The 3,999-nt window shown below is 73.4% G+C and carries 3 protein-coding genes and 1 pseudogene; 2 read left to right on the top strand and 2 right to left on the bottom strand.

Annotation, left to right across the window (positions count from 1 at the left end; all coding sequences use genetic code 11):
- Window positions 1-586 (top strand): biotin/lipoyl-containing protein (locus ND748_RS27140; RefSeq protein WP_285902776.1); only part of this gene is annotated, 586 nt, incomplete at its 5' end.
- A gap of 105 nt (window positions 587-691) precedes the next feature.
- Here the strand turns inward: ND748_RS27140 and ND748_RS27135 are convergent.
- A complete protein-coding gene (locus tag ND748_RS27135) occupies window positions 692-2,083 on the bottom strand; it encodes a bifunctional glycosyltransferase family 2/GtrA family protein (protein WP_251749048.1) in 1,392 nt (463 codons plus the stop codon).
- 208 nt (window positions 2,084-2,291) lie between these two features.
- Between ND748_RS27135 and ND748_RS34755 the strand changes: the two genes are divergently transcribed.
- Window positions 2,292-2,525, top strand: a complete 234-nt coding sequence (locus ND748_RS34755; protein ID WP_251749047.1) for a DUF433 domain-containing protein — start codon at window positions 2,292-2,294, stop codon at window positions 2,523-2,525.
- Between the two features lie 92 nt (window positions 2,526-2,617).
- Here the strand turns inward: ND748_RS34755 and ND748_RS27125 are convergent.
- Window positions 2,618-3,999 (bottom strand): annotated as a pseudogene (locus tag ND748_RS27125) (glycosyl transferase); the annotation flags it as partial.

Here is a 3,999-nt window from a genome sequence, read left to right as displayed (position 1 = left end):
GCCGTCCGCCGACCTCGACCCCGCCGACGCCGCCGAACTCGCCGTCCCCGGCGCCCGCCGCCGCGCGGCGCTGTCCCGGCTGCTGTTCCCCGGCCCGTGGAAGGACTACCTGGCCGCCGCCGACAGCTACGGCGACTCCTCGCTGGTCCCGACCGAGGCCTACCTGTACGGGCTGCGGCCGGGCGCCCCGGTGGCCGTCACGCTGGAGCCCGGCGTCGAGATCATCATCGAGCTGGAGACGCTGTCCGAGCCGGACGACGCCGCCATGCGGACCCTCTACCTGCGGGTCAACGGCCAGCCCCGGCCGGTGCGGGTCCGGGACAACTCCATCACGGCGACGACGGCCTCGGCCCGGCGCGCCGACCCGGCGGACGCGAACCAGATCGGCGCCGGGCTGCCCGGCATCGTCACCTACACCGTCGCCGCCGGGGACGCCGTCACCCAGGGCCAGAAGCTCGCGGTGGTCGAGGCGATGAAGATGGAGGCCGCCGTGACCAGCCCCGTCGCCGGCACCGTGGGCGAGCTCGTCCGGGCCAGCGGTGACTCCGTCGAGGTCGGCGACCTGCTGCTGGTCATCCGCCCCTGATCGACCCGCGAGACGCTCAGGGCCCCCACGACGCACAGGGCCCGCCGCGCAATCCTGGCGGCGGGCCCTACGGGTCCGGATCCTGATCCTTTGCGCCGGGGCGGGTCAGGATGCTTCGGGTGCAGCCGGGTGGGCGCGGAACACCCACGCCCGCAGCAGCAGGAACCGGATGACGGTGGACAGCAGGTTCGCCAGCACGAGGACCGTGACCTCCAGCCCGCGCCCGGGATGGTCGCTGGCCGCGTGCAGCGTCGCGAGTGAGCCGCTGGTCAGCCCCAGCCCGATGGCGAACACCACCAGACCCTGCAGGTGGTGACGGCCCGCCTGGGCCGCACCGGTGAGCCCGAAGGTGAGCCGCCGGTTCGCCGCCGTGTTCGCCACCGCGGTGATGAGCAGCGCCAGCAGGTTCGCCGCCTGCGCGCCGGTGGCCGTCCGCAGCAGGACGAACAGCACGAGGTAGGCCAGCGTGCTGGCCACCCCGATGACCGCGAAGCGAATCAACTGGCCCGGCAGCCCCCGTGGTACTCCCGGCACCTGCACCCCTCCCGTCGCCGCCCCGCCGCTACCGTCCACGCCGCCACTACCGTCCGCCCCGCCGCTGCCGTCCGCGCCGCCCATGGTGGCCCCGGCACCGGCCGCCGTGGTCAGCGGCCCTCGGCCGAACTCCCGGCGCAGCTCGACCAGCGGCAGCGCCCCGGTGCCCAGGGCCCGCAGCAGCCGGACGACCCCCTTGAGGTCCGCGACCGCCGTGTTGAACACGTCGACCCGGCTGTCCGGGTCGTCGATCCAGTCGACGGGCACCTCGTGGATGCGCATCCCGGCCCGTTCGGCGAGAACGAGCAGTTCGGTGTCGAAGAACCAGCCGGTGTCCTCCACCAACGGCAGCAGCGCCGACGCGGCGTCGGCGCGGATCGCCTTGAAACCGCACTGCGCGTCGGAGAACCGGGCGGCGAGCGTCCCGCGCAGGATCAGGTTGTAGCAGCGGGAGATCACCTCCCGGCGCGGCCCGCGCACCACCCGGGAGGTGCGGGCGAGCCGGGTACCGATCGCGAGGTCCGAATGCCCGCTGATCAGCGGCGCGACCAGCGGCAGCAGCGCGGCGAGGTCGGTGGACAGGTCGACGTCCATGTAGGCGAGCACCGGCGCCGAGGACATCCCCCAGGCGATGCGCAGCGCCCGGCCGCGGCCCTTCGCGTCGAGGTGCACCGCAACCACCCCGGGCAGCTCCTCCGCCAGCGCCAGCGCGATCCCGAGGGTGTCGTCGGTGCTGGCGTTGTCGGCGATCGTGAGCTGGAACGGGTAGGGGAACGTGTCCCGCAGGTGGGCGTGCAGCCGGCGCACGCAGGGGGCGAGATCGTTCTCCTCGTTGTAGACCGGGATGACGACATCGAGCACCGGCAGCGGTCGGCCGTCGTCCTCCACTGCCGTGCTGGCGTGCGTCTGCTCCACGGGAACGCGCTGCGTGGGGGCGCCGGTTCCGGTCGCCGGGGAAGGCATCCACGTCGTCATGCTGCTCACTCTCGGTCGGCGAGCTGTGCCGCCCGTGTGCCCATGCTGTGCGCCACCTGTGAGACTCCAGGCCGCGCCCCGAGCGCAGAGACCTGCGGGCGAGGGTCCCGCTCACGACAAGCTGAGGCCCTCGATCGCCCACACTCGGACACCGCACAGCGCGGTCGAGCCCACCTCGCCCACCTACAATGATCGTGTGGCCTTCGAACGCATTACCGTCGACCCCGAGCGTATGGGCGGGCTTCCCTGCATTCGTGGCCTGCGAGTGACGGTCGGTGCGGTCATCGGGCAGCTGGCGGCCGGTAGATCCATCGGCGAGGTCCTGGCCGACTATCCATACCTCGAGCACGCCGATGTCCTGGCCGCGCTGGCCTACGCGGCGGCGGCGGTCAGCGAACGAGAGCTACCGCTGGCCCATTCGGGTATCTGACGCGACGGGGGAAAGTCTGACCGGCGACGGCCGTGTGCTTCGGGGCTGGGGAAGGACCCGGAGCACACGGCCGGTCTGGTGATTGCGGTGGATCAGGTGGTGCGGGCGGTGGTGTCGGTGGCTGAGGTGCCGGTGCTCGCCTTGGGGGCGGTCAGGTCGTAGAGGGTGACCCCGTCGACCGTCTTCTCGGTGAAGTTCTCCGTGATCCAGGTGGAGATGTCCGACGAGGAGTTGCTGCCGCCATTGGCGCGGCCGAAGCCGCCACCGCCGATGAAGTAGTGAATCTTCCCGTCGGCCACGTACTTCTTGAACTGCGCCAGCGTCGGCGACGGGTCGCTGCCGTTGAAACCGCCGATCGGCATGACCGGTTCGCGGGTTGCGAGCTGGTAGCCGGCGGCGCTGTTCGAGCCGACCGCGGCCGCGACCCAGGTGTAGGAGTCGGCGTTCTCCTTGAACAGCTTGACGATGGCGTCGCTGGGCTTCGCGGCGTCGAGCAGGCCGCCCATGCCGCCGCGCATGCCGCCCCGGCCCTGGGTGGTGCCCGGGCTGCCCGTCGTGCCGTTGCCGGTGCCTCCTGCTGTCGTGCCGCCAGCCCCGCCGGTACCGCCGGTACCGCCGGTCGTGCCGCCGGGGAACCTGGGGAATCCGCCGGTCTGGCCGCCGCCGGGAAAGCCGCCCTGGCCACCGCCGGGGAAGGCGCCACCCTGGCCGAAGCCTGGGAAGGTGCCTGCCTGGCCGCCGCCCGGGAACGCCCCGCGCGCCCCGTTCTGGCCCGTGCCGCCTGGCTGGCCGTTCATGCGGCGCATGAAGCCGCCCGGGCCGCCGAAGCCGGCGCCGGCCGGGCCGGCCGAGGGGATCGAGCCGGTGTGCGGCGTTCCGGCGGTGGCCACCGCGTACGCGCCCGGCCCGAGCAGGCCGGCGACGAGGGCCACCACGGCGACCCCGATCGAGGCCCGCCGCGGCAGCCGGACGGTGGCCAGGAAGCCGAGGGTGGCGATGATGCCCGCGACCAGCACGGTGTAGCGGATCCACGGGTGCCAGTCGGCGGTGCGGTGCAGCAGCGTCCACGACCAGGCGGTCGTCGCGGCGATCGTCGCCGCGCCGGCCAGCGCGGCGGCGGGGTGATGCCGGTGCCGCCAGAGCAGCACCGCTCCCATGCCCACCAGGGCGCCGACCGCCGGGGCCAGGGCCACCGTGTAGTAGGCGTGGAAGATGCCCTTCATCTGGCTGAAGATGATTCCGGTGACGAGCAGCCAGCCACCCCAGAGGGCGAACGCTGCCCGCAGCCGGTCGGCGCGCGGCGCCCGTCGGGTGATCCACAGCCCGGCGACCAGCAGAATCAGCGCGGCCGGCAGCAGCCAGGAGATCTGACCGCCGACCTCCGAGCCGAACATCCGGGTCCAGCCGGTCGAGCCCCACATGCCGCCGCCGCGCCCGCCGCCGGGGCCACCGCCGCCCGGGAACGTCATCCCGC

Source organism: Frankia sp. AiPs1 (genome assembly GCF_023716945.1).
Lineage (GTDB): Bacteria > Actinomycetota > Actinomycetes > Frankiales > Frankiaceae > Frankia.
The sequence above is the reverse complement of the archived record's forward strand: the minus strand, read 5'-3'. Positions and strand labels throughout refer to the sequence as shown.